General features: G+C 43.0%; 20 protein-coding genes. 16 read left to right on the top strand and 4 right to left on the bottom strand.

Annotated features, from left to right (window positions below):
• Nucleotides 1-6 precede the first annotated feature (6 nt).
• Nucleotides 7-774, top strand: a complete 768-nt coding sequence (locus PGS38_RS15505) for a GNAT family N-acetyltransferase (protein ID WP_118594446.1) — start codon at nucleotides 7-9, stop codon at nucleotides 772-774.
• Here PGS38_RS15505 and PGS38_RS15500 read toward each other — a convergent pair.
• Nucleotides 769-1,770: a LacI family DNA-binding transcriptional regulator gene (locus PGS38_RS15500; RefSeq protein WP_117804963.1), complete on the bottom strand. Its 1,002-nt coding sequence runs from the start codon at nucleotides 1,768-1,770 to the stop codon at nucleotides 769-771. The two genes, PGS38_RS15505 and PGS38_RS15500, sit on opposite strands and share 6 nt — an antisense overlap.
• Nucleotides 1,771-2,183: 413 nt before the next feature.
• Here PGS38_RS15500 and PGS38_RS15495 point away from each other — a divergent pair, with 413 nt between their 5' ends.
• Nucleotides 2,184-3,938, top strand: coding sequence for a glycoside hydrolase family 13 protein (locus tag PGS38_RS15495; protein ID WP_118594445.1), 1,755 nt, complete (start codon nucleotides 2,184-2,186; stop codon nucleotides 3,936-3,938).
• A gap of 204 nt (nucleotides 3,939-4,142) precedes the next feature.
• Here the strand turns inward: PGS38_RS15495 and PGS38_RS15490 are convergent, their stop codons facing one another.
• On the bottom strand, nucleotides 4,143-5,543 hold the full coding sequence (locus tag PGS38_RS15490; protein WP_118594444.1) for a sodium-dependent transporter: 1,401 nt from the start codon (nucleotides 5,541-5,543) through the stop codon (nucleotides 4,143-4,145).
• 190 nt (nucleotides 5,544-5,733) lie between these two features.
• Here PGS38_RS15490 and PGS38_RS15485 point away from each other — a divergent pair, with 190 nt between their 5' ends.
• The 6 genes from PGS38_RS15485 (at nucleotide 5,734) to PGS38_RS15460 (ending at nucleotide 12,360) form a co-directional block, all read left to right on the top strand.
• Nucleotides 5,734-6,246, top strand: coding sequence for a MarR family winged helix-turn-helix transcriptional regulator (locus PGS38_RS15485; RefSeq protein WP_270476410.1), 513 nt, complete (start codon nucleotides 5,734-5,736; stop codon nucleotides 6,244-6,246).
• Nucleotides 6,236-7,966: an ABC transporter ATP-binding protein gene (locus tag PGS38_RS15480; protein ID WP_117812798.1), complete on the top strand. Its 1,731-nt coding sequence runs from the start codon at nucleotides 6,236-6,238 to the stop codon at nucleotides 7,964-7,966. The genes PGS38_RS15485 and PGS38_RS15480 overlap by 11 nt, the downstream gene beginning before the upstream one ends.
• Entirely contained in the window at nucleotides 7,966-9,600 is a 1,635-nt protein-coding gene (locus tag PGS38_RS15475; RefSeq protein WP_117812797.1) for an ABC transporter ATP-binding protein, read from the top strand. Before PGS38_RS15480 ends, PGS38_RS15475 begins: the two co-directional genes overlap by 1 nt.
• 188 nt (nucleotides 9,601-9,788) lie before the next feature.
• Nucleotides 9,789-10,886 carry an LURP-one-related family protein gene (locus tag PGS38_RS15470; RefSeq protein WP_117508921.1) on the top strand — a complete coding sequence of 366 codons (1,098 nt, stop codon included), beginning with the start codon at nucleotides 9,789-9,791 and terminating at the stop codon, nucleotides 10,884-10,886.
• Nucleotides 10,887-10,908: 22 nt separating this feature from the next.
• Entirely contained in the window at nucleotides 10,909-11,574 is a 666-nt protein-coding gene (locus PGS38_RS15465; RefSeq protein WP_055228134.1) for a hypothetical protein, read from the top strand.
• Nucleotides 11,575-11,592: 18 nt separating this feature from the next.
• The gene (locus PGS38_RS15460) at nucleotides 11,593-12,360 is read left to right on the top strand and encodes a hypothetical protein (RefSeq protein WP_022461039.1); all 768 of its coding nucleotides are present in this window, start codon (nucleotides 11,593-11,595) and stop codon (nucleotides 12,358-12,360) included.
• A gap of 839 nt (nucleotides 12,361-13,199) precedes the next feature.
• Here the strand turns inward: PGS38_RS15460 and PGS38_RS15455 are convergent.
• On the bottom strand, nucleotides 13,200-14,294 hold the full coding sequence (locus tag PGS38_RS15455) for a DUF4317 domain-containing protein (protein ID WP_270476409.1): 1,095 nt from the start codon (nucleotides 14,292-14,294) through the stop codon (nucleotides 13,200-13,202).
• 144 nt (nucleotides 14,295-14,438) lie between these two features.
• Between PGS38_RS15455 and PGS38_RS15450 the strand changes: the two genes are divergently transcribed.
• The 8 genes from PGS38_RS15450 to PGS38_RS15415 all read left to right on the top strand — a co-directional run bounded on the left by PGS38_RS15450 (nucleotide 14,439) and on the right by PGS38_RS15415 (nucleotide 23,762).
• Nucleotides 14,439-14,960: a hypothetical protein gene (locus tag PGS38_RS15450; RefSeq protein ID WP_118640115.1), complete on the top strand. Its 522-nt coding sequence runs from the start codon at nucleotides 14,439-14,441 to the stop codon at nucleotides 14,958-14,960.
• Between the two features lie 214 nt (nucleotides 14,961-15,174).
• The gene (locus tag PGS38_RS15445) at nucleotides 15,175-16,053 is read left to right on the top strand and encodes an Rpn family recombination-promoting nuclease/putative transposase (protein WP_330427566.1); all 879 of its coding nucleotides are present in this window, start codon (nucleotides 15,175-15,177) and stop codon (nucleotides 16,051-16,053) included.
• Nucleotides 16,054-16,217: 164 nt separating this feature from the next.
• Nucleotides 16,218-17,180: a 3'-5' exoribonuclease YhaM family protein gene (locus PGS38_RS15440; RefSeq protein ID WP_118640116.1), complete on the top strand. Its 963-nt coding sequence runs from the start codon at nucleotides 16,218-16,220 to the stop codon at nucleotides 17,178-17,180.
• Nucleotides 17,173-19,038, top strand: coding sequence for an ATP-dependent helicase (locus PGS38_RS15435; protein WP_270476408.1), 1,866 nt, complete (start codon nucleotides 17,173-17,175; stop codon nucleotides 19,036-19,038). The genes PGS38_RS15440 and PGS38_RS15435 overlap by 8 nt, the downstream gene beginning before the upstream one ends.
• Before the next feature lie 176 nt (nucleotides 19,039-19,214).
• Nucleotides 19,215-20,924: a single-stranded-DNA-specific exonuclease RecJ gene (locus PGS38_RS15430; protein WP_270476407.1), complete on the top strand. Its 1,710-nt coding sequence runs from the start codon at nucleotides 19,215-19,217 to the stop codon at nucleotides 20,922-20,924.
• An 18-nt stretch (nucleotides 20,925-20,942) separates the two neighbouring features.
• Nucleotides 20,943-21,998 carry a hypothetical protein gene (locus tag PGS38_RS15425; RefSeq protein WP_270476406.1) on the top strand — a complete coding sequence of 352 codons (1,056 nt, stop codon included), beginning with the start codon at nucleotides 20,943-20,945 and terminating at the stop codon, nucleotides 21,996-21,998.
• A 71-nt stretch (nucleotides 21,999-22,069) separates the two neighbouring features.
• Nucleotides 22,070-23,485, top strand: a complete 1,416-nt coding sequence (locus PGS38_RS15420) for a CAP domain-containing protein (protein ID WP_118640120.1) — start codon at nucleotides 22,070-22,072, stop codon at nucleotides 23,483-23,485.
• Nucleotides 23,486-23,519: 34 nt separating this feature from the next.
• Entirely contained in the window at nucleotides 23,520-23,762 is a 243-nt protein-coding gene (locus PGS38_RS15415) for a hypothetical protein (protein WP_147399285.1), read from the top strand.
• A 43-nt stretch (nucleotides 23,763-23,805) separates the two neighbouring features.
• Here PGS38_RS15415 and PGS38_RS15410 read toward each other — a convergent pair.
• On the bottom strand, nucleotides 23,806-24,534 hold a 729-nt coding region (locus PGS38_RS15410), incomplete at its 5' end, for an RNA polymerase sigma factor (protein ID WP_270476405.1).

The following is a 24,534-nucleotide window of genomic DNA, read 5'->3' as shown; positions in this document are numbered from 1 at the left end:
AAGCATATGACGAATCGTGAAATGATGGAGATTGCCATGAGGCAGTCTGCGGAAGATATGGGGTGCCGTGTGGAAGATCTCAAGGCGGACAAAAATGTTGTTGTTCCCATAAATTTAGGAAAGAAGGCCCGCAAATATTTGAAAGAGCCTATTACCTGCAATCTGGTTTCCTATGGAAGTAATATCATGGCGGCTTCCATACCGGAGACTATGGATCTGGTATCTGCGTATGTAGACAAATTCGAATTTTACCACTGTTTTGAGACACCAAACATGCATTGGCTGAATGAACGTTTAACTGAAAAAGGGCACAAAATATGTTTCATGGCAGAATACTATCTGCCGGACATCAGCCGGATACCGACTCTTTCCTGCGCCTATGAGACACGAGTATTGACACAGGAAGATTTTGCGGATTTGTATCGACCGGAATGGAGCAATGCGCTTTGCGAAGATCGGAAGAATCTGGATGTACTTGGCGTCGGCGCATATGATGGAAGTACGCTGGTGGGACTTGCCGCCTGTTCTGCCGATTGCGACGATATGTGGCAGATCGGTGTGGATGTCTTGCCGGAATACAGACGACAGGGGATTGCCTCTGCACTGACAAGCAGACTTACAAAAGAGATCATAAACAGGGAAAAAGTACCTTTTTACTGTACCGCCTGGTCTAATGTCAGATCTGTAAGAAACGCTGTTAAAAGCGGTTTTATACCAGCATGGGTAGAAATGACTGCAAAACCGGCAAATATTGTTGATGAGATGAATTTATGAAGGAACCTTTCCTGTCGATTCCCGCTGAATCAGCTGTGCATGCAACAAATACGTACTGATTGGGATGTGATTGAGAAGACTTGACAATGCAAAAAATCCACTTTTTCCGAGCTCCAGCCGATCTTGTCTGATGGTTGTAAGGGGCGGTGACGTACAAGCAGCAATCGGCAGATCATCAAATCCGATAATGCTGATATCATCAGGAATCTGGAATCCCAGCTGCTGACATTGCGTGAGCGTTGCACTAGCAAGGGTATCCTGGTTGCAAATAATAGCAGTGATTCCGTTTTCCAGAAAACGGGGAAGATGCTTTTCCATACATTCTGACAGATAATAAGAACAGCCGATCGCAGCAGGAGAAGTCTTCAGTCCATGCTGGTGCATGGAACGGAGAAAGGCAGCATGGCGTGCCTGGAGAACCCGGGCACCGAGGGAGCTGCTCAGATAGGCGATCTTCCGGTGTCCAAGTCCGGCAAGATAAGAGACGGCAAGCTCCATTCCCTCCTCATTATCAATACCTACATAAGCGGTGGAAGGATTCCCTACTATATAGTTGTCGAAAAGAACAGCCGGTGTGCGGCTGATTTTAAAGTCTTGAATCCAGGGATCGCTCAGGGAAAAGCCGACCACAAAAGCTCCTATATAATCATGCTCCAGCATAAAAACATCATAATGCTGGTTTCTTTGGGTCTTAATATCAACAGGCACAATTTCAACATCAAAGCCTGCTGGTTCTGCCATCTGACGAAAACCCACCAGGATATCATAGGCAAAATGATGCGGTTCCTGATACCGCATATTTTCTTTTTCTATTATAATACAGACTTTTTTCGTTGGTTTCTTATAACGCCGCAGCTTCGTATAACCCAGAGCTACGGCAGTTTCCAAAACCTGTTTCCGTAAAGCATCGCTGATATCAGGCGCGTCATTGAGCGCTTTGGATACCGTGCTCTTGGAAACTCCCATTTTATCAGCAATATCCTGAATGGTAGTCATAATCGGCAATCCTTTCACAAAACAAAAAATGTAAACTCCCAGCTATCATGATGGAGTTCTTTTAACGCTATTATATGAAGATTGCGGGAGTGCAAAGCACGTAGCAATCTGGTATCAAAGGGGTCAAAAAACCTTTTGCCCCCGTATCATTATATAAAAACATAAGATAAAAAGCAATCCATACCGTGAAAAAGAAATGTTTCGCTAAGTTTCGAAAAAAGAAAGCATCCTGCACAAAAATCATCCTGAAAATTATCTGAATTTTACGAAAGCGCAGGGAAAAATGGAAATTGATTGACGAAGAAATAAAAAAGGCTTATAGTAAAGTTACGAAACAATGCGAAACAAAAAGTGATCGTGTTTCTTACAAGGATGCAAAAAACAGCTTTAGAGCTATACGGGAGGAAAATGAGATGGAATTTAGCGGTGTATACCATAAAACTTCAGAACAGATGAGTTATGCCCTGGATGAGGACAGACTGATTGTCAATATCAAGACAGGATATGATGTAAAACAGGTTTTTATCCATTACGGAGATCCTTATGAAGCCGGAATTTTGGGCGGAAAAGAAAAGTGGATCGGAAAAAGAGAGGAAATGATATATAAAAAACGTCTGCCTTATCAGATCTGGTGGACAACAACGCTTCTTCCGGAATACAAAAGATGCAAATATTATTTCGAGCTGCGGACGGAAAAGGAAGTCTGGTATTATTTTGAGGATGGTTTCCTGACAGAAGAACAGCTCCGGATGGATGGCCGTATGCAGCAGTGCTTTATTGTACCCTGGATGAACCCGGCAGATATCAATCGCACACCGGCATGGGTAAACGAAACGATCTGGTATCAGATTTTCCCGGATCGGTTCCGCAACGGGACACCGGAAAAAAACGGAGATGATATCACACCCTGGAGAAATCACGGAACCGTAACAAACGAAGAAAAATTCGGAGGAAACCTGGAAGGGATCCGTCAGAGATTATCGTATCTGCAGGAACTTGGGATTACCGGTATTTATCTGAATCCGATCATGAAAGCAGAGTCCAACCACAAATATGACACGACCGATTATACAAAAATAGATCCGTTTTTTGGCGATGCGGATACAATGAAAGCGCTTTGCAAAGAAGCACATGAAAAAGGAATCCGCATTATGGTAGATGCAGTGTTTAATCATAGTGGAAGAAAATTTGAGCCGTGGATAGATATCCTGGAGCATGGAAAAGAGTCTCGTTATGCGGACTGGTTTATGGTAGAGGACTGGGAACAGGTTCAAAAAAGGGGAGACACCAGAGACCGACGGTTCTATTCCTTTGCATTTACAGACGGGATGCCAAAGCTGAACACAAACAACGAAGAGGTGATACAGTATTTCTGTAAAATCTGTGAGGACTGGGTACGGGAGTTTGATATCGACGGAATTCGTTTCGATGTAGGAAACGAAGTGTCGCACAGGTTCTTAAAGCGGATAAGGGAGCATTTAAAAACGATAAAGCCGGATATTTATCTTCTGGGGGAAATCTGGCATGATGCAAGCCAGTGGCTGCAGGGAGATGAATATGATTCTGTCATGAACTACCCGCTGCTGAGTGGAATCCATGATTTCTTTCTTGATAAAACAATGAAAAAAGAAGAATTTGAATATATGGTAAACCGTTGCTATACCATGTATATGCAGCAGAATAACGATGTACTTTTTAATCTCCTGGATTCCCACGATACCGAGAGGCTGATGAACCGTTTTCACGATCTGGACAAGTTCTACCAGCAGCTTGCAATCCTTTTTACGCTTCCGGGAAGCCCCTGTATTTATTATGGAACGGAGATTGCAATGGAAGGCGCTCATGATCCGGACTGCAGAAGATGTATGCCTTGGAGTGAAATTGAAAGCGAAGAGAATCAGAAAAAAATTGCAACGATGCGGAAACTGATCATGCTTCGAAGAAATGAAAAAGTGTGCAGAAGCCTGCATTTCCATTTTCCGAATGGTTATGAAAATGATCGGTGTGTAGAGTATATTAAACTAGACGAAGAGGGAAATAAAATCGAAGTTCTGCTCAACGCATCGGATGAGGAGATAAAAGTAAAAGGAGACGGGGAAGTACTTTTTGCCCGGGAATTTGATGGAGAGATACTTGGTGTAAATGGAACGTTAATTCGCAGGATGTAAGGGTTTCACCTGTTAGAAATATGTGCAGACAGGCACAAAAAAAGCATGTTTTCTGGAAAAGCCACCGGAAAACATGCTTTTTTGATCTCTTGCCTCGCCAAAAACATAAGTAAGGAGCCATTTTTCGAAGGAAAATGAGCGGATTACGAATGTTTTTGAAGATTGCGTGAGTGCAAAGCACATAGCAATCTGGTATCGCAGTGATCAGACGTTTAAAATACCGAACGACTGCAGCAGCAGTGCGGCAAGGAGCACGGGTGCAATAAACTTCACCATGACGATATACAGCCTCTTTCGACCGAACTTATATCCTCCCAGAGTCACCTCATCGATGATGACCTGCGGCTTTACAACCCATCCGATCAGAATACAGGAGAGAAGTGCGACAAGCGGCATCAGAAGGTTATTGCTGATGAAATCCATGACATCCAGGATCTGAGCCGTTGCGCCATTTGGAAGCTTCAGTTCAAAATAAAGCGCATTGTAGCCGAGGCATACGATGATACCGACGAGACATGCATAAACGGTTACAATAACCGTGCTTTTCTTTCTGCTGATGTGAAATTTGTCGATCATACAGGAAACAATGGATTCCATGACCGATACGGAAGATGTAATGGCTGCAAAGGAGACCATAAGAAAGAAAATGGTTCCGATTACGCCGCCTGCTGCTCCCATGGACTGAAAGACCTTCGGCAGGGAGACAAACATCAGACCAGGGCCGGCAGACATACCCTCTGTCCCCATAAAGGTAAATACGGCAGGAACGATCATCAAACCGGCGAGCAGCGCAACAATGGTGTCGAAAATTTCGATCTGGTTGATCGATTTCATCAGGTTTGTTTCTTTTTTTACGTAGGAACCGTAGGCAACCATGATACCCATCGCAACGCTGATCGAAAAGAAAAGCTGTCCGAGTGCATCGACAAAGACGGTGAAAAATTTCTGCGGCGTCATTCCTTTAAAATTTGGAACAAGATAAATTTTCATACCCTGCAGTCCCGTACGGACGACACCGTCTGCGTCGGTATGGGTCAGGGTCAGAGAAAAAACAGAAATTCCGATGATTAAAATCAGAAGGATCGGCATCAGAATTTTGCTGTAGTTTTCAATTCCCTTATTGACACCACGATATACAACGAATGCGGTAAGAAAAAGATAGATTCCCAACCACACAATCGGCTGCCATGTACCGGTAATATAGCCGGTAAAGTAACCATCCTCGGCAGCAGCAGTGCCATGTCCGGTGAGAAACACAGACAGGTATTTTAATACCCAGCCGCCAATGGAGCAGTAGTAAGGCAGGATGACAACCGGCACGATACTGGCGAGAAGGCCAAGACCGTTCCAGCCCGGGTGAATTTTACCGTAAGCGACAAGCGGACTTTGTCCGGTTTTTCTTCCGATGGCAATATCAGTTGTCAGCAGGGTAAATCCAAAGGTCAGAGCCAGTACGATATAAACTAAAATAAAGGTTCCGCCTCCGTCTTTTGCGGCAAGATAAGGGAAACGCCAGATATTTCCCAGTCCAACCGCGCTTCCTGCGGCAGCAAGCACGAAGCCGATCGATCCGGTAAAGCTGCCGCGCGTATGTTTCTTTTCCATATAAGATACATCTCCTTATTGATAGACTGACTGTTTTTAACAGCCGAATACTTCTATTATAAAGTTCGGACGATACTTCGTCAACCAGAAGATCTATAGATTGACAATTTCGATTAGTTGTACTATCATCTAATTAGTTGTATATGCATCTATTTGAAACAGATTGAGAATGGACAGGAGGAACAGAAAAATGGATCCAACAGAACGGAAAATAACAAAAATAGCGCGGGAAGCCGGGAAATTTACGGTTCAGGCAATGAAAAAAGAGGGCATCGGCACAGCAGAATTTGACTTTATCCATCTGGTGCGCCATCATCCGGGCATCACGCAGACGGAAGTGCGCGAACAGTTAAAGATTGATAAAGGAGCCGCTGCAAGACGCGCTGCAAGCCTTGAGGCAAAGGGATATCTGATCCGGAAACCGAATCCGTGGGACGGCAGAAGCCAGCTTCTGTATGCTACGGAAAAAGCAGAAACTTTGAAAAATTCCAAAGCAGAAATTGAAACGGTTTTTTATGAATGGCTGCTTTTGGAGCTTCCGGAAAAGGAGGCAGAAAGCTTCTGCGAAACACTGGACAAGCTGTACTGGAAATCGAAGAGAGAACGGCAGAATCATTTTGCGGAACTTTCAAAAATTTTAAGTGAAAAAGCAGATAAAACAATAAAAGCAACAGCAGAAGGAGGCAGCAGCGATGAAGGATGAAACCTTTCGCCCGAACCGGATGCTCTCTTACTTTCAGGAAGAATGGAAAATTCTCTTTTTTGTTACGGTTTCCGGTCTCATCTATAATCTGGGACTTCTTGCAGGCCCCTGGTTTGAGGGAAAAATGACAGGAAAGCTGGTTGATCTCCTCGGCGGCACAGGAACCTTCCACCAGATGCTGATGCTGGTCACGGCCTATGTCGTGAGTATTGGCATTGTGCAGGTTTCCCGCTATTTCAAACGGTTCTATGTCAGAAGATTTGCCAACAACGTCAACCGGCATATGAAGCAGATTCTTTACGGAACGCTGGTTCGCAAAAGCCGTTTGGAGCTGGAAGCGGAAGGTACCGGAAATGTACTGACGAAGGCCATTCTCGATGTAGACGATTGCGTAGAAGGAATGCGGAAATTTACAACGGAAATCTTTGATACCGGTGTTGCTCTTCTCGCCTATGCGTGTATGCTGCTCTGGTACGACTGGCGCCTGGCTCTTCTCTGCATGATTTTTCCACCCATTTCCTACGTGATTGCCGAAAAGATGAAGGTCATGGTACAGAAAACGGGCGCTGCCTATAAGGTACAGTCGGGTGCATTAAGTGCTGCAACCCTGGACCGTGCGACAAATGCCATCACGTATCGTGTCTTTGGCTGTGAGGAGGACAGAAAGGCCGCTTATGAGGAGAATCTTTCGGCTTACGAATCTGCCGCTGTGCGCGCCAATATCTGGAACACAGCTATGCCGCCGATTTACCGTATGATCTCGATGACGAGCATTCTGTTTATCCTGTATTTTGGAGGCAGAAACGTCCTGCATGAGGGTTGGACACCGTGGACCATTGCTGTATTTACCACATTTTTGTCCTGCTACACGAAGCTTGCCACCAAATCATCGAGCGCAGCAAAGCTTTTTAATGCGGTACATAAAGCGCAGGTTTCCTGGAAACGAATCAAACCTCTGTTGCAAAATTCGAAAGCCGAACCGGAGTTTCCGGCCGCAGCACCTGCAGAGCTTAACGTCGATCACCTGCATTTTGCCTATCCAAACGGAAAAGAGATCATCCATGACCTGTCGTTTCAGGCGGCTCCTGGCCAGATCATCGGTGTAACGGGACCTGTCGCATGCGGAAAGTCAACGCTTGGAAAGACTTTTCTCTGCGAGTCGCCGTATGAGGGAAGCATCACCTTCGGCGGAAAAGAACTTGGAAAAATGGAAAAAGCAGACCGGAACCGCATGGTCGGTTATCTTGGCCATGACCCGGAGCTGTTCCATGGAAGCGTGGAAGAGAATATCCGTCTCGGGGGAAAAGAGGGCGCAGAGGAGATGATCCGAGTCGTCTGCCTGGAAGATGAAGTGAAAGCAATGGAAAACGGAATCCATACTCTGGTCGGAACGGGCGGTATCCGCCTCTCCGGTGGTCAGGCGCAGCGCCTTGCCCTTGCGCGAACCCTGTACCACAAACGGCCGGTTCTGGTTCTCGACGATCCGTTTTCGGCACTCGACAAAGAGACGGAGGCACAAATTTTTTTAAATTTAAAGGAGCTGGCAAAAGACTCTATTATAATCCTCATTTCCCATCGCCTCTATCTGTTCGACCAGATGGATCAGGTCATCTGGATGGATGAGTGCCATACGAAGGTCGGCACACATGAGGAACTCCTTGCAACGGTTCCGTCCTACGCAGAGCTCTGCAGCAACCAGACGAAGGGAGGCAGCTTTTGATGCGAAAGAAAGAATCTGTATTGCGGGTAATCAAAGAAACCGTTCGAAAACACGGCGTTTTATCAGCCGCACTTTTGGGAGTCGTCTGCGGTGCGGTTATTTTCGCACTGCTCCCGCCTCTTGTGCTGGCACAGCTGATTGACCTTTTGACAAAGAAGCATACCCTCTGGATGGAAGGAATTCTGCTGTATTTCGGACTTCTTGCCCTGACGGGTCTTCTGGAGTCGGCACGAGAGAGTCTTCTGACGGTATTCGGCCAGAAAATTACACATGCACTCCGAAGCAGTCTGATGGAAAAGTTCGGACGCCTTTCCGCCAACGAGCTGAACCGCCAGGAGCCGGGCGCTCTCGTATCAAGATTTGTCGGTGACATCGACACAGTGGAAAACCTGTTTACCTCCGGGATCATCAGTATGTTTGCCGATGCGTGCAAAATCTTAAGCATTCTTGCCGTCATCTGGGTGACTAATCGTGGACTTACGATTGTTCTGATTATTTTACTCCCTGTTCTGTTCCTCTTTACCCGTTATGTTCAGAAAAACATGCTGGCCTCCCAGATTGCCAACCGCCGTGCAGTCAGCCGTGCTTCGGGTCACGTTCCAGAGACGCTGCACAACATCCGTACCATTCACTGTCTGCAGAAAGAGACGTATATGGAGCAGCAGTATGCGCACTATATTGATGACAGCTACAGCGCAATGGAGAAGACCAATTTTTACGATGCCGTCTATTCTCCGGTCATCCTGATTTTAAATGCCATTGTTGTTGCTGTTGTCATGCTGCTTTCGGCCTCCGGCAATCCGACCGTTTTAAAGCTGTTCGGCATGTCCGCCGGAACCGCCGTTGCTGTTATAAACTATATTTCCCAGATCTTTGCTCCGGTCGAAAGTCTTGGTATGGAAATCCAGACAATTCAGTCTGCGTTTGCCGGTATGGAAAGAATCAATGAATTTTACAGCCTGGAAGAGAAGAAAGAGCCGGCTGCGCTGACTGAAAATACAGATTACGGCATAGCGGCTGAGCTAAAAAATGTGACGTTTGGATATGACGAAAGCCAGGTCATCTTAAACGATGTAAGTCTGCAGATCAAAAAAGGCGAGCAGGTAACACTTTTGGGACGAACGGGTGCCGGAAAGAGTACTATTTTCAAACTGCTGCTCGGTTTATATGAACCACAGAAAGGAATGGTTCTGATTTGGGGTGTTCCATCTGTCGATCTGCCGGATGCAAAAAAACGAAAGGTTTTCGGCTATGTGGAGCAGTCGTTCCACATGGTGCCGGGATCGGTAAAAGACCAGATTACTTTGTATGATGCAAAGATTTCGGATACAGATGTAAAAAAAGCAGCAGAGCTGACCGGACTTGCAAAGACCATCGAGGCGCTTCCGGACCAATATGATACGATCTGTACACAGGATCTCTTCTCACAGGGTCAGTGGCAGCTCCTCTCGATTGCCCGTGCAGCCGCAGCGGAGCCTGAAATTCTGCTCCTCGATGAGATTACCGCAAACCTTGATGCAGAGACGGAAAAAATGGTATTAAATGCATTGCAAAGGGTTTCCAAAAACCGTACCGTAATTTCCATTTCCCACCGAACTATGGCAGAAACGGGACGCGTGATTCCAATTTCATAATTTCTTTTCGTTCATTAAATTTTTGAAACAAAGCGTGCCGGATGCATTCTGACAAAAAAAGATGCGCCGACACGCTTTCTTTGTCCCGCCAGGCAGAACAAAATAGAGCGGAGGAGCGAGTTTCAATTGACACAAAAAAGGGGAGCAAGTACAATAAAAGTAACGAAAAGAGAGGAGGCGGTATTCAGTTGAAAAAGAGAAAATGGAAATTCCGCATCGCAGGCGGCGCTGTCACGCTGCTGGGCATCTATCTGATGGCGGTCGGCTACGGAGAGACGATCACACTCACCATCGCCACGGTTGTCCTGATTTTCGGCATTGCCATCTGGTCCATGGCAACCCCGGAGAACTACAATTCCATGACGGATATGATTGCCATGATCTCCATGGAGAAGCCGCGGAAAATCGAAGAATTTTATGAGGCTTACAAGAACGTCGATACACCGTTCGGTTCTGCATGGCTTGCAAAATTCTACACGATGCGGCAGAAAGCACTCGTTTTCGGACCGGACGCCAAGGGAGAATATCTCTACTTCTGGCTGACCAAAGACGGTCATGTCGGTTATTTGGGATATTCCTTCATCGAAGGCTTTATCAAAAAGAAACTCACCACACCCGTGTATCCGATTCATGAAGATGTTGCAGAGAACCTCGCAGACCATCTAAGCTACCATTCCGATCTGATGATGTTCCAGAGCGAATTAAAAGCGAATCTGGAGCATTTCGTCAAAACCGGAACGGTACAGCCGTTTCAGAAGATTTCGGCGTCCCAGATTTACACTTTCACGGAGGATTACCGCCTGACGGGCCAGCATTTCGATCTGGAGGATACAGACGGAAACCTGGTTTACGAGATCGACAGCACCGTGCCGCTGAAAACATTTTATATCTACGATGCGATGCACACCGAAATCTTCCGCATGACGAAGGAACTGCTCCACGCGCTGCCGACCTACCGTTTTTATCTGTACGGCGAGCCGTATGGTGTGTTGAAAAAGCAGTTTGCACTCGTACGGGATCAGTTCTCGATGGAACTGCCGGAGGGAAAACTGGAACTCCGGGAATACGCCGGCTCCATCGGCCACAATTACTCGGTAAAACTGAACGGAACTATGATCGGCGCCATCGTCGACAATATGGATCTTACCGTCGGAAACATCATGTTCGACAATGCGTTTCTGATTGTCTACGATGCAAAATATCTGCCGCAGCTGACCGCACTCGCTGTGATGGCGGCAAGAGAACTGGCACGCGACAAGGACGGCGGTCTTTCCAATCGGTCCTGACAAAAGAAAGAGAGGGGAATCTATGAGAAAAACGACAAAATTGTTTTTGGGTTTTACAGCAGGACTTCTGCTTCTGTGCGGCTGCTCGGCGGCAGAAGAAAAGTTAGGGTATGAAAACGCGGATGTGGCAAAAGAAGCCCTTGCATCGGCTTCGTCCGTCCGCATGCGCTGTGATCTGGATAACGTTGACGCTTCGGGAAACATTTATGCGGATGAAAAGGCTGCCGCGTATATGAAAAACAGCGGTCTCTTTGATCAGACCTGGACGATCTCTATTTCCGGCGAAGAATGGTTCCATATGAAAATTGTGACGGACGAAGAAATCAATAAGATGACAAAATCCGCTACTACCTATGCATTCTATGATCCGGACAACAACCTGCTTGGCTATGCACAGGAGCGCGTGACGACACCGGATCAGATGCCGGAAGCGTATTACATTATTTTTCTCGATGCAGATCTGAACGAAAAACCATATTACGCATCAGAGGATGGACATACCATTTATACAGAGGGCGGAACGGTGATCGGTTCTGCGAAAAAAGAGATGGACTGGTCCGGTTCACAGTGCAATCTCTATGTGAACCTGGAGGATAACGGTACGCAGGTGATGGATTTCCAGGATAAATACGCCTTGCTCGATATGATGTACGATGAGGCAAATGAGTATTACAAAGATAACAAGTAAGGCGGAGGAAAAAGGCAGTTGAAAAAGAGAATATATACAGCCGCTGGTCTTTTTCTTGCCGCCGCTCTGGTGCTTGGCGGCTGCGGAAAAGAAAAAGTGCCGGAATCTGAGTTTGCAACTGCGGATGAGGCAAAAGAGGCGCTTACATCGGCAGAAACCATAGAAATCTACTTTGACCTGTATGGAAGTAAACGAAAGACGAAGATTGTGGCAGACGGAAAAGTGGCGGGCTATCTTCAGAAGAATACGGTCTATATCAACGAGGAGGAGTGGTTTTCGATTGACTATGTGGAGGATGAGCCCATCAATGACAGAGAAGGCTCCGGCACGACGTACGGCTATTACGACGCATCCGGTACGTGTCTTGGCTATGCGCAGGAGCAGTATGTGGATACCTCCTATGGAAAAGATACAAGACTGATTTTCCTTGATGTAGATGAAACGCCGCTCGATTACCAGAGTTCGAGAAGCGGCAGGATTCTGTATGATGAAAATGACGAGGAGATCGGCAGCGGAAAGATCGGGCGATCAGGGGTCAGTCTTCTTGACCAGTGGTACACGAATCTTTACTGTGCCGTCTTTAAGACCGAGACGGACGGCACGCGGCAGATTGATTTCATGGACCGGATGGCGATGCTGTGGCGTCTGGAGCGCGATTACCGCTCAATTGACGACAATCCTGTCAACACCGGCGTGCAGATTTATGAAACGGTTGCCGTTGTTTTTGTGCTGATCCTGTTGATTGGTTCGTCTTTCTCAAAATGGAGACAAAAAAAGAAAAATTAAAGGGAATGCTCGCTTCCTGGACGGCTGGTTTTGAGAAAAAACCACTGACAGGAAGGGGGCATTTTATACGCTTGTGAATCTTGCACAATTTCTGGTTTCATGCTAAAATTGTGCAGGTATAACGTTTGTTATACTTCTTATATTTATTTTTGAGAAAAGGTATGAAATACAAATGAACGATACAGAAACAAAAAACACAGCGGTAAAAGCGCCGGCACTGATGTCCACGCGGCCTGTGACAGCACAGGATGCGCTGGATCAGTGTGAGAAGCTTTCGCCTATGATATACTACTCTTGTTAAACGAAACTGTTTTAAGGCTTAAATACAGTGTTTTAGTGGAACCACAGATATTTAAGAAGAATTCAATGTTGCACCAAATTGCACCGAGTTGCAGGAAACGGAAACGTGTCAGTGGTACAAAGATGGTCGGAAAATGAAACTCGTTATATTTTTTTTACACGATTACGCGCACACGAAAGTTGTTTATTTTAAGGCAAAATTTTATTCTATGGGCTCGGAATCTGATAAATTATGGAGCAGATTGGAGTGTCACAGACATCTAATCAGATGCAGTTCAGGAATAAAAAGATCTGCGGAAAGCTATACAATAGCATAGAATGATTCTGAGCTAATATGGTATGGGAAGGCCTTGGAACATTGAAAGACCGTTCAAAATGCCATATACTAAGCTTGGTGATCGTTCTGTAGAAACTTGTGAAGCCTACAGACGGGGGAGGAGCCTGCGGGACTCTCCCTCCTTTACTCTGAGGAGAAATTTTATCGTATGAAATGAAAACATTGAAAAGGACGACAGTACCTATGGCTGCCGTCCTTTTTCTTATCCCTTAATTTCAACATCGTTCACACGAAAGTTGTTCGTGATGGGGATACAAAGATATGTTTGTCCATCAATATTTCTTGTTTCGAGCAGATCCAACTGATCTCGGTCGATTTTGAGCGTCATGCCATAGGCGGATATGGTGCATTTGCGGGTATCAATGATGCTGTTTGAATGTAAGACAACATTATCTGAGAACTCCCTGTCAAATGCGTTTAAATCGTCTTCCGTAGCGCCGCATTGTTCCAGAATATGATGTAAACCGTTTTTAGAGATTGTTGGATCTTCCAATTCTTCCGCTTTTTCACAGATGTTCTGATAAAGTTCAATGGATGTTTCTACAGTGTACTGTGACGAAAAGGCAGTATCAACAGCTGCCTGAAAATACTGTTTTTGATCGGGTTCCCATAACGGGAGCTGACAGTTAAGTCCGTTTGCAACGAACTCCGCGTGCATATCCCTTCTTGAATAATAGAGAAGAGAATGGCAGTTTGAAGCGCGATCATCGAAAGAAGGAAACAAAAACGCATTTTCAGGCGGAGCGACCTTTTCTAGTCGGACGAGATTTTCAAAAATGGCTTCCTTCTCATTATATCCGAGATCATTGCTTGTCTTTTTAACAGGGCAAATACAGCAGATTATGAAGCAATAAGTGGTTTCGGAGGCATCATCCATTATCGTTCCGTCCGTAGCCTTTCCCGGTACATCATAAGCCCCCAGAGCGACAAGGATAGCATAGTTTTCTACTGTAGTATAATTTTCTATGATGATTCCATACAATTCTTCCAACGCATCTTCCTGAATATCACCCGTTCCATTGCAGAATTGATATAAAAAGTGTTGTGTTCCACCGGCAGATTCTTCCGACAGAGGAAAATCCACCTGTGTTAAATTTTTTTCCTTCTTTCCGGAAAGAGCTTTTCTGAAGATGTCCAGATATTTGAAAAGTTCATCCTCTGGAAGGGATAAGGCCGGATGCTTGAATTCAGATAAGAGATCTTTCTCAGAATTAACATAACATCCGTAGATAGTGTGAATTGGGTTTCTTTGCATGCAGAGCAGCTTTCGAATTTCTGCGATTTCTTTTCTATTCATTTATAGTGGCCTCCTTTATATATGTATATCTATAGTATTGAAAATATTTAAAATAATAAATTTCACGTAGGAGATTTTTCTTATCTTTGCCGCTTTTTGACATTCTTATATGGAAAAGAAAAATGATATGAAAGGTGTGATCATATGTCAAAGAAAATAATCGTTTTTGTGGTGCTGAGTACATGTTTGACAGCATGTTCTATGGAACCAGCAAGCCCTCCGGCTATTGTTGTTCCGGATCAGAAGTCCGTAGAACAGCAAATGGAAAAGAATGTTGAAGCAAAAGCTGAAGAATATCATGTTACTCCCGAATTATCCGATGATTTTATCCAACAATATTTGGATATGGATTCCTTTGAAGAATTAAGGGAAAGAACTTTGGAAGGAATATGGATTACACAGGATCAGGCCAATATGACCAAAGATGAAATCAATTTATGGGAGCAGGTAAGCCAGGCGGAAGGCTTTACGCAATATACTTCCAAAGACTTTGAAGCGAAAAAGCAGGAACTTAATATGATCTTAGAAGATCTCGCTGCCGAGCAACAACAGACGATAGAGGAATTTGCAGAATCGTATCATATGAGTGAGGAAGAAATTCAGCAATTTATGGAGCAGCAGGCCCAAAAATATATTTCACAGGAAGAAAATGGCGCTGAGTCCTAAGAACATTTGTTTTTAATAAGATTTTCCATTCTATTCATATCAGATCAAATATCAAGAAAGGAGAACAAAATCAGATCTGAAAAACAATTTGTCCAAAAGGAGGAAATCTATGTACTTAGGATTAAAAAAATCTGCTTCTTTACATGATTCATTTGCTTTTTGATGGAAATAGATCAATTAAAAATGGAGTGATGATTGTAAAGGAGAAAAAATTATGTTAGACTATTCAAAAGAAAAGGAATCTATGGAAGAACCAGTTACTCCCTTTGATCTTGCGAAAAAGCAAGAAGCTGATTTGCAACGTATTCGCCAATTTCGTTTGATAGATGATGTGTTTATGAATAAAGTGTTTGAAGACAAAAGTTGTGTCGAACTACTGCTTCAAATCATCTTGAACAGAACGGATTTGTATGTGAAAAATGTTGATTCACAGCATGGGATTAGCAATCTTCAAGGAAGAGCTGTCCGGTTGGATATTCTGGCGGTAGATGATTCTGGAAAGATATACAATATTGAGGTCCAGAAAAATGATCATGGAGCGCAGGCCAAAAGAGCGCGCTATAACAGCAGCCTCTTAGATGCGAACATAACGGAGGCTGGTAATCAATATGAAAACCTCAAGGAAACGTACGTCATTTTTATCACAGAAAATGATGTCATGCAGGCAGGGCATCCTATTTATCATATTGACAGAATCGTGAAGGAAACAGGCGAAAACTTTAATGATGAGGCACATATTATTTATGTCAATGCTCAAATCCAAGATGAAACAGCGTTGGGAAAGCTAATGCATGACTTTTTCTGCGTCAATGCGGAGAACATGAAGTACAGTATCTTGGCTGAACGTGTACGATATTTTAAAGAAACGAAGAAAGGGGTCGTGGACATGAGTAGTGTAATGGAAGAACTTATAGAAGAAGGAATTGCAAAAGGTCGTGAAATGGAAAAGATAGAAGAAAGAAATAGATTTAATAGAATGATTGAATCTTTAATAGAAAACAAAGTTTCAGATGTACAAATCATGAAAAGCACAGGAGTGACTCCAGAAGAGTTAGACGAAATCAAGAAGAAAAAGGGCTTTTTGGTGATTTAAGCAATAGATACCCGGATACTTCTCAAGAGAGAAGGTATCCGGGTATTTTTTATTTATGGGTAATTTCTACATACTATATATAATCAGATCAATAAGCATGAGAGGAGCTTAAATATCATATGGTCTGAAAAACAATTTGTCTTAAAAGAAAGAGAGGAAAAATTATGTATCCAAAGTTCAAAGAAATTGCCCTTGACACAGCTACATGGACCGTCGCATTCCTGGGAGCCATCGAAGAGAGGGAAACAAAATCTAAAAAGCCATTTTGCACGTTTCATCTGTTGGATGGAGACATCGCTATCACAGCAAATCTGTGGAATACTGAGAAAAAAGACATCTACAAAGTGCAGGAAAAGAGTGTGATTTCCGTTCAGTTGTACAAAAAGCTGTATAATGGAGTAGAAACATATGAAGTCAAAGAGTATCAGGCTGCTCCAGATGATGCAAAACTGGAAGATTATCTTCTGACAGCACCTATTCCATCGCAGGACATGATGGACGAAATCAAGAGTATCCTTTCAAAAGAAATCTCTGAAACTGAGTTATATCCGCTGGTTATGGGAATTTTGGATGAAAATGCGGATAAGCTGCTGTACTGGGCAGCTGCAAAAACGATCCATCATAACTGCTATGGAGGCCTGCTGTATCATATGCTCAGAATGCTCAAGACGGCAGTCATTTTATCAAGAGTTTACCGTTTTGATAAAGAGTTGCTGTATTCAGCAGTTATCCTGCATGATATCGGCAAACTGCAGGAGTTAGATACAGATGCAACGGGAGTGGCTGAATATACGGTTGATGGAAACCTGTTTGGTCATACATTGCTTGCTATCGAAATGATCGACCGCAAGAGCTTTGAAAACCCTACATATCCGGCAGAAAAAATCCGTCTGTTAAAGCACTGTATTGTTGCACATCACGGACAGTTAGAGTATGGCGCAATTACCATGCCGGCAGTCAAGGAAGCAATGCTGTTACACGAAATTGACGTAATTGATGCGTCTATGTATCAGTATGAGCAGGTCGAAAAGACACTTAATCCAGGCGAAATGTCAGATCGTATTTTTGGCCTTGGCGTAAAAGTGTATAAACCAGCTGCAAATGCGGAGGAAAAAGCAAATGTTTAACGAAGAACAGCAAAAAGCAATTGAGACAATTAAGGGGCAGCTGATTTTAGTGGCTTGCCCCGGCAGTGGAAAAACGACAACTCTGCTGGGAAGAATCCATGAAATGATTCAGCAGGGAGTCCCTGCAGAGAACATTTTAATGGTAACATTCACAACCGCTGCTGCTGGAGAAATGAAGCAAAGATTCTGGAAGAAGTATGCAGAGGATGGAATGGTCACTTTTTGCACGATCCATTCTTTTTGCCTGGCTACGTTAAAGAAATTCGCACATTTTGATGCGGAATGTGTTTTGGCAACAGGTGATATCTACGAATTTTTCTTTCAGCAGCTGGTCCGCCACAAAGAAATCGTGGATAAAGTGGAATATATTAAAGCGCTGCTCTTAGACATAGCTGTTTGCAAAAACAGTATGTGTCCATTAGCCCAGTTTGAACCAAATTGCGGTGAAAAAGAACTGTTCGATGAACTGTTTAAGGCGTACGAAAACTGGAAAGATGCTTTAGGTAAGATTGACTATGATGACATGTTGCTGAAAGCATATGAATTGATGAAAAACGATAAAACGTGTTTGGAGTGGCTACAGGAAAGGTATCAATACATTCAGATTGATGAGTTTCAGGACACAAATTATCTTCAGCGAGACATTCTGTATCTTTTGGCAGGAGAAAATGGAAATATTGCTGTTGTTGGCGATGATGATCAGTCAATTTATGGATTTCGTGGTGCAAAGCCAGAAATCATGCTTAAATTTGCCGAACATTATCCTAATGCAGTATCCTTGCATCTGTCCATGAATTATCGTTCGGATCGTAAGATTATTGAGTGTGCATCAAATTTGATCCATCACAATAAGGAAAGATTCGATAAGGAATTTCTGGCGAGTCATGAGGAAGAGGGGATTGTGCATCATCAGACCTATAATGATATAGATGCTGAACAACGGGGCCTGGTAAAAATGATTCTCGAAAAGAAAATGTCAATGGACGAGTATCGTAATACCAGCATATTATACCGAACCAATAAAGAAGCAGTGCAGGTAAGTGACCTTTTGATCACAGAAAAAATCCCATTTTGGTGTACAGAGCCTATACAGGATAAGTATGACCATTGGATTTATCGTGATATTTTGAGTTATCACAAATTGGGAAACGGTATAGGAAACAAAATGGATTTGAATAGAATTCTAAATCATCCTCAAAGATTTCTATTTGATTCGCGTTTCTTCAAAACGGATGGGTCACTGAAACAACTGATGAATGTGGCAGCCACCCTTCCAGACGGAAAATGGAAAAGATCAAAGGCAATGGATAGCGTGGAAGATATGTTTTATCTGTTTAAAAAGCTTGAAGATAAAAATCCGGTAGATACCTTAAAGATTTTAGAAAGTTTTGGCAGGTACAAAATATTTCTCCATGATTATGCAGAATACCGAAATATGTCTCCGGGAGAATTATATTTTTACTGGAACAGTTATAAAGCGGATGCAGAAAAACATAATGATTGGAAAGAATGGGATGCGTACGTTCGAAAACATAAAATCATTTTACAGGAACAACTGCGAAAGCATGATGGAATCGCTTTGTCAACACTTCACCGTTCAAAAGGTCTGGAATGGGATCGTGTATATATCCTCAATTGTGTAAAGAACACGATTCCATTTGCAAAACAGGGGACTGTAGAGGATCTGGAAGAGGAACGCCGCTTGTTCTACGTGGGCTGCACAAGAGCAAAAAAAGAATTGCAGTTATTGTCTTATCAGGGAAATTCAGGGGAAATTTCTCCGTTTATTAAAGAGTTGAAATCCTCAGAGTCAGACACAGGTGACAAGGTAGATCTTGACGTACATCTTAAATACTGAAATCAAAAAGCAAAAGGATCGGGAATAATCCCGGTCTTTTTGTTTTGCGATCAATTAACAATTCTATAAATATCAGGTCAATATGAAAAGAAAGGAGTAGCTATAAATAGATCTGAAAAACATTATGTCCAGAAAGGAAAATAAGTATGAAAGAGTATACCAAAAGAGATTCTTGCATGACAATGGAAGAAGTTATTGAACGAAACACAGGAATGTCACTGAAAGCATTTCTAACACCACAGCCAAATCCTTATATTCATAATATGGATCGGGCGGTTGAGTTCTTCAAGAAAAAAGTAAATGATGCTGCAGAAGAAAAAGAAATACTGCAGATCAAAATCGTGGGTGATTATGACGCAGACGGAATGAACGCATCAGCAATTCTGTATGATGCAATCATTTCATATCTCAAGGCAAATTCCCTTGCTGAATACGCAGAGGTGTCTGTAAGGCTGCCAAGAAGGTATTCAGAAGGTTATGGTTTATCTAAAAAAATCATCGACGAATCAGAAAGTGGGTTAATTATCACGGTCGATAATGGAATCGCAGCAATTGATGCCATAAAGAAAGCAAAAGATAAAGGTATCGATGTTATTATTCTGGATCACCATTTAAGCGGAGAGGAACTTCCGTGCGCGGATATTATCGTGGACCCACACTGTGAAGGAATGTCTACTTTTAAACATTATTGCGGAGCAGGCCTCGCATACCGCTTTGCGGAAATGCTTATAACAAATAAGGATTTATTGGATAAGTTGCTGGTATTAGCTGGAATTGCTACAGTGGCAGATGTCGTTCCGCTGATCGGAGCAAACCGTTATCTGGTTCGGCAGAGCCTGAAGCTAATCAATCGCGGAATTGCTACGTCTGGAGTTCTTGCGCTAGTCCGAAAAATGCGACTGGAGAAGATTACAGCCGAAGACTATGGCTATAAAATAGGTCCGGTATGCAACGCATCCGGTCGATTGCTGGATGATGGGGCGATGGATATTTTCCATTTGCTGTCGCAAGAATTGGATGTTTTTGCACTGGATTACGACGAACAGCTTTTGAAGTTGCATGCGCTTGCGGATACTGTTATTGAAAGAAATGTAGATCGTAGGCGTATTACAGAAGAAGCATTGGAAAGGTCTGATGCATTAATATCTCAGCAATGCTTGGCTGACGATGCGGTATATATCATCTATGATACACAAGTGTCGGAAGGTGTTATGGGTATTGTTGCCGGAAAACTGGCGGAAAAATATATGCGTCCAGTAATTGTGTTTGCGCATGCACAGGATGGCGAGAAATTGAAAGGATCTGGAAGAACATATGGAAATATCCATCTGAAGAACCAGGTTTTAGATCCGTGTAAGGAGTATTTTTTTGCCTACGGCGGACATGCCGGCGCTGCAGGAATGACAATACCAGAAAAAAATCTTATGTTGTTCCGAAACAAGGTGAGAAAACTTGATATTCCAGTGCTGTATCGAGAAAAGCGTATTTTGTACGATTTGGAAGTTACAAAAGAAGAAATTCCGGAACTGTATGAAAAAATGGAGTTCTTTGCACCATTTGGCGAAGGAAATCCGGAACCTGTATTTTTTATCCGGAATCTTGAATTAAGCCCGGTGCGTGGAAAATTTTATGAGCAGAATGGAAGCGACGGTAAGAGTATAAAACTCTTTACCATGCCGTATCCAAGTTCTGGTTATCAGATGGAAGCAGAATATTTGCTGATGGATGCTCCCAAGAAGATTGATATGACATTTGAAGTGTATACAATATATTCTCATGGAAAAGAGCATCGGAGATTACGTATGTTGGATTTTTGCGCAAGTAAAAATGCTGAGACGGAGACAAGTTTCAAAAAAGAACTCTCCGCGATGCTGAATTTTATGTAGATGAGGAGTAACAATAAAATGGCAAAAAATTATAAAGAAACGACAACACAGGCAGCAGTATTGCGGACAAGCACAAAAACATTGAGTTTTTGGTGCAATATCAGGGAAGCCCCACTGGAACGTTTTGCAGAACTGATCGAAGGGAATATTCGGATTGCCCTGCAGGATTTTAGCGGCGGAAAGGGCGATAAGTCTAAATTCGCATATTTTAACCTTGAAATTTCTGATATTTATGAAATTAAAGATTGTATGCAAGCAAAAAAATCCTTTTTCGCCCAGAAAATCTATGGCAAACACCCAGAAACAGGTGGTCAGTTCAACGGAATGTGCAAGTCCTTCCATTTTGCGCTGCAGTACACAGAAAAAGCTCAAAATGGAGAACTGAGTCGAAACCCATATTATCTGTGCATAAAAAATGGATTTGCTCAGGCGGCTCCTGGACAGATTGCAGGATCATTCTACGAAAGAAAAGGGACTTTTCAGGAAGGAGTTGCTGTGTTTATCCGGTTAAGCGAAAGAGATCTGAAGAATCTTTTACGGAAAGTGACTGATTATATCCGTGTTTTTCAAATGCTTGCGGGTCAGCATCTGATTCCTCTTGGACTGGCACAGATGGAAAATGAATATAGTCAGAGGAAGAATGGCTATAATTACAATGATAGTTACACGAATCCAACCGATTATTATAGTCCTGATTATTATAATCAAAACGGACAAGGAAATCCTTCACAGCAGTCTTATGGATCAGTAGGGCCGCGAGAAATGCCTGCTCAAAATACACCGCCATCCATGCAGCCACAAGGATATGGACAAGCTCCTAATTCAAATAGTGCGAATTTGCAGCAGAATAATGTGCGTGTATATAAAAAAACAGTAACCGTATTGACCTTTCCAGTAGCCACTACAGAAGGTTATGTTGCAAAGATCCTGATGGATACGAAGCAGTGGGTATGCTTTTTTGACCAAAATACAGCCGAAATTGTATCTCAGGCATGCAATTCAGGAAAAACACAAATAAAAATGAGGGTAACTCCGTACAGAGGCGGAGCAAAATGTCTTGAAATCATTGAGTAAAACGAATTGCAGGGCGTATGAATTTAATCATGCGCCCTATTTTACAATACTAATCTGTAGGAGGTCTTTTTATGAAAAAATTATTCTTTACTTTTATAGCACTGCTTATTGTATTTTTCTCAGCGTGGGGGATTAAACTCCGAATGCCCATTAATCGTCCCAATAATGTGCAAGGCGAGCAGCAGGTGGCATGGTATGAAACGCGGTATACTGCTCCAACAGCTGAAGAAGAATGGACACTAGATCCGGAAATCCCAGTTAATTATCTTCCAGTAGCTGGTGAGGATGAAGTCTACATGGTATTGGACGATTCGGGAAATATTGTTGGATACCGCCATCGAACACAGCAGGAAGACGGTTCTTGGTTATGGACGGATATTGAAGATCCTAATGCAGAACATTATGAAAAGGTGGATGGACTGGATCATATATACAAAGTAACAGACAAAGATGGAACTTCTTCTTACCAGCAATATGTCCGTAATGAAGATGGATCATACGCATACGTGCCTGTAAACGAAAACGGGGTTCCGTTGGATGATGGAGCCGATGCCACGACAATTGATACAACGCATTATGTGCATAAATCAGGAAATGTGTATGGACTATATAATGATAATGGAGTCCTTACTGGGTATCGGGAGAGAGTAAAGGATGGGGAGAACTATGTATGGAAGGTAACAGATCCTCCACAAAGTTCCACCTCAGACTTACAGGAATGGTCCGAAGCAAAAAAAGATAACGCAAATCAGGGTGACCTATCGGCAGATTCCGGTGACGGAACCCAAAATTCAGGAAATAACGGTGTTATCGTAGGCGGCAGTGGAGCAGAATCCAGTCAGATTGATAACGGTGATGGTACTTATACGAAAACAGAAACCAATGTAAGCACGAAAACAGAAGATGGATATTGCATCACCTATAAGACAACCGTTACAAGCGTATATGATACAAATGGAACCCTTATAAGTACCCAAAAAGACGGCCCATATGAGGTAAGCCGAGAAAAACTTAATGTTTCAGAAGATCCTTCCGCGGCATCAGCAGCAGACACAATAGATGCTGAAGTGGCAAGAGTATCGGGAAAAGTAAGCTATGATACAACAAAAGCGGCTGAACTGCTGGCAAAATTGAATGCAGATCGTGCAAGTGCCGGATTAGGGCAATTACAAATGAACACAAATAGTCTTACTTATAAATTGGCTGTTTTGAAGGCCGCTGATATGGCTATATATGATTATAGCTCTGATGATTCGCCATTATATGGAACATTGTCGGAGCTGGCTCAAAAATATGGTGGAAACGGCGATGATGTCTCTGAAAATATTTGGAAAGTCAGTGTGAAATCAGCCGATGAAATCGATGCTAAATTTCAGTCAAATGAAGGAAGCAGAGGTTTGAGAATGTCTACCGGCTACACGCAGGTCGGTATCGCCATTGTAGAAAAGAATAATCAGGACTATATTGCCGAAGTGTACTTGGAGTAAACGGAATCGTTTATTCCAGAGAAAGGGCTGGGATATGACAGAAACTGTAATGCAATTTAAAAGTGTAGATGATATTATTCGATTTTCAAGAGCTGCAGAACAATGCACATCTCATACATACATAATGCAGGGAAAAACAAAGATTCGCGCAGATGATTTACTGGCAATTTTTTGCGTGGATTATACAGTTCCTGTTGTAGTGATCCATGAAGATGCGACAGAATTTGCACATGCTATGATGATTGAAAAAGCAAAAGTAAAAAAGAAAAAGAGATGAGAAAAAGCTTCCGGAAACATAAAAAAGTTCCGGAAGCTTTCTTTTATACATATTCTTTCTTGATCTGACCATTTCCCTGCACTTTAAGGATAATACTATCCGAAAAATCACCGTCGATAGTTACGCTAAAGGAAATGCGTTTCTTAGGAGTTCGTGCTTTGGATGTCGGCTCTTCAGGAGAAATTCCGATGGACACCATAATATCGTTATCCATTTCTTCATAATCATTTAACTGCTCATCTGATAATCCGAGTCCAACCAAATCACCGTCAACGCTGTTGTAGTCATTGTTCTGGTATTCGAACCAATCTTTTAATCCATCATCATTACGCAAAATTCGGAGAGATCTGGTAATAGACCGTTTGACTTTGGAGACTGGAAGCCCCAGCTTTTTGGCTGTTGAAGCATAGGAAGCCTCTCCGGTTTCAGAACTGTCAAATTTTGTCATTAAAATTTTAAGATCTGTAGGATTAAGCTTTGTAAGGGCCGTGTTTAAGAGCAGCGTAGCCTGACCCTCGATATATTCTGTCTCTGGGTTTTTGACATAAGATGTCATTTTTGCTTCCAGATGATCCTGTTTGGACTGAGAATCTTCGTCATCGGTACCGTCATAGGATACTTCGTCAATATAAGTCAGCCTGAATAAAATATCATGAACCTGACGGAGCGAATAATTCGTATATAACGCAATATTTGATTCAGTAGTGCGTTTTCCCTCTGTTTCCAGAACGTGAATGAAAAGTCTAATCCCCCAGCTATGCTGGGGAGAATA

The sequence above is a fragment of the Fusicatenibacter saccharivorans genome (genome assembly GCF_027667425.1).
In the GTDB taxonomy this organism is placed as follows: Bacteria; Bacillota; Clostridia; order Lachnospirales; family Lachnospiraceae; genus Fusicatenibacter; species Fusicatenibacter saccharivorans.
This window is presented reverse-complemented; position numbering and strand designations above follow the sequence as displayed.

Coding starts and splice junctions, on each gene's coding strand:
- PGS38_RS15465 (WP_055228134.1), top strand. CDS start 10,909: ATGAGAAAAACGACAAAATTGTTTTTGGGTTTTACAGCAGGACTTCTG.
- PGS38_RS15475 (WP_117812797.1), top strand. CDS start 7,966: ATGCGAAAGAAAGAATCTGTATTGCGGGTAATCAAAGAAACCGTTCGA.
- PGS38_RS15420 (WP_118640120.1), top strand. CDS start 22,070: ATGAAAAAATTATTCTTTACTTTTATAGCACTGCTTATTGTATTTTTC.
- PGS38_RS15490 (WP_118594444.1), bottom strand. CDS start 5,543: ATGGAAAAGAAACATACGCGCGGCAGCTTTACCGGATCGATCGGCTTC.
- PGS38_RS15445 (WP_330427566.1), top strand. CDS start 15,175: ATGTTAGACTATTCAAAAGAAAAGGAATCTATGGAAGAACCAGTTACT.
- PGS38_RS15455 (WP_270476409.1), bottom strand. CDS start 14,294: ATGAATAGAAAAGAAATCGCAGAAATTCGAAAGCTGCTCTGCATGCAA.
- PGS38_RS15430 (WP_270476407.1), top strand. CDS start 19,215: ATGACAATGGAAGAAGTTATTGAACGAAACACAGGAATGTCACTGAAA.
- PGS38_RS15450 (WP_118640115.1), top strand. CDS start 14,439: ATGTCAAAGAAAATAATCGTTTTTGTGGTGCTGAGTACATGTTTGACA.
- PGS38_RS15435 (WP_270476408.1), top strand. CDS start 17,173: ATGTTTAACGAAGAACAGCAAAAAGCAATTGAGACAATTAAGGGGCAG.
- PGS38_RS15440 (WP_118640116.1), top strand. CDS start 16,218: ATGTATCCAAAGTTCAAAGAAATTGCCCTTGACACAGCTACATGGACC.
- PGS38_RS15425 (WP_270476406.1), top strand. CDS start 20,943: ATGGCAAAAAATTATAAAGAAACGACAACACAGGCAGCAGTATTGCGG.
- PGS38_RS15415 (WP_147399285.1), top strand. CDS start 23,520: ATGACAGAAACTGTAATGCAATTTAAAAGTGTAGATGATATTATTCGA.
- PGS38_RS15505 (WP_118594446.1), top strand. CDS start 7: ATGACGAATCGTGAAATGATGGAGATTGCCATGAGGCAGTCTGCGGAA.
- PGS38_RS15500 (WP_117804963.1), bottom strand. CDS start 1,770: ATGACTACCATTCAGGATATTGCTGATAAAATGGGAGTTTCCAAGAGC.
- PGS38_RS15485 (WP_270476410.1), top strand. CDS start 5,734: ATGGATCCAACAGAACGGAAAATAACAAAAATAGCGCGGGAAGCCGGG.
- PGS38_RS15495 (WP_118594445.1), top strand. CDS start 2,184: ATGGAATTTAGCGGTGTATACCATAAAACTTCAGAACAGATGAGTTAT.
- PGS38_RS15480 (WP_117812798.1), top strand. CDS start 6,236: ATGAAGGATGAAACCTTTCGCCCGAACCGGATGCTCTCTTACTTTCAG.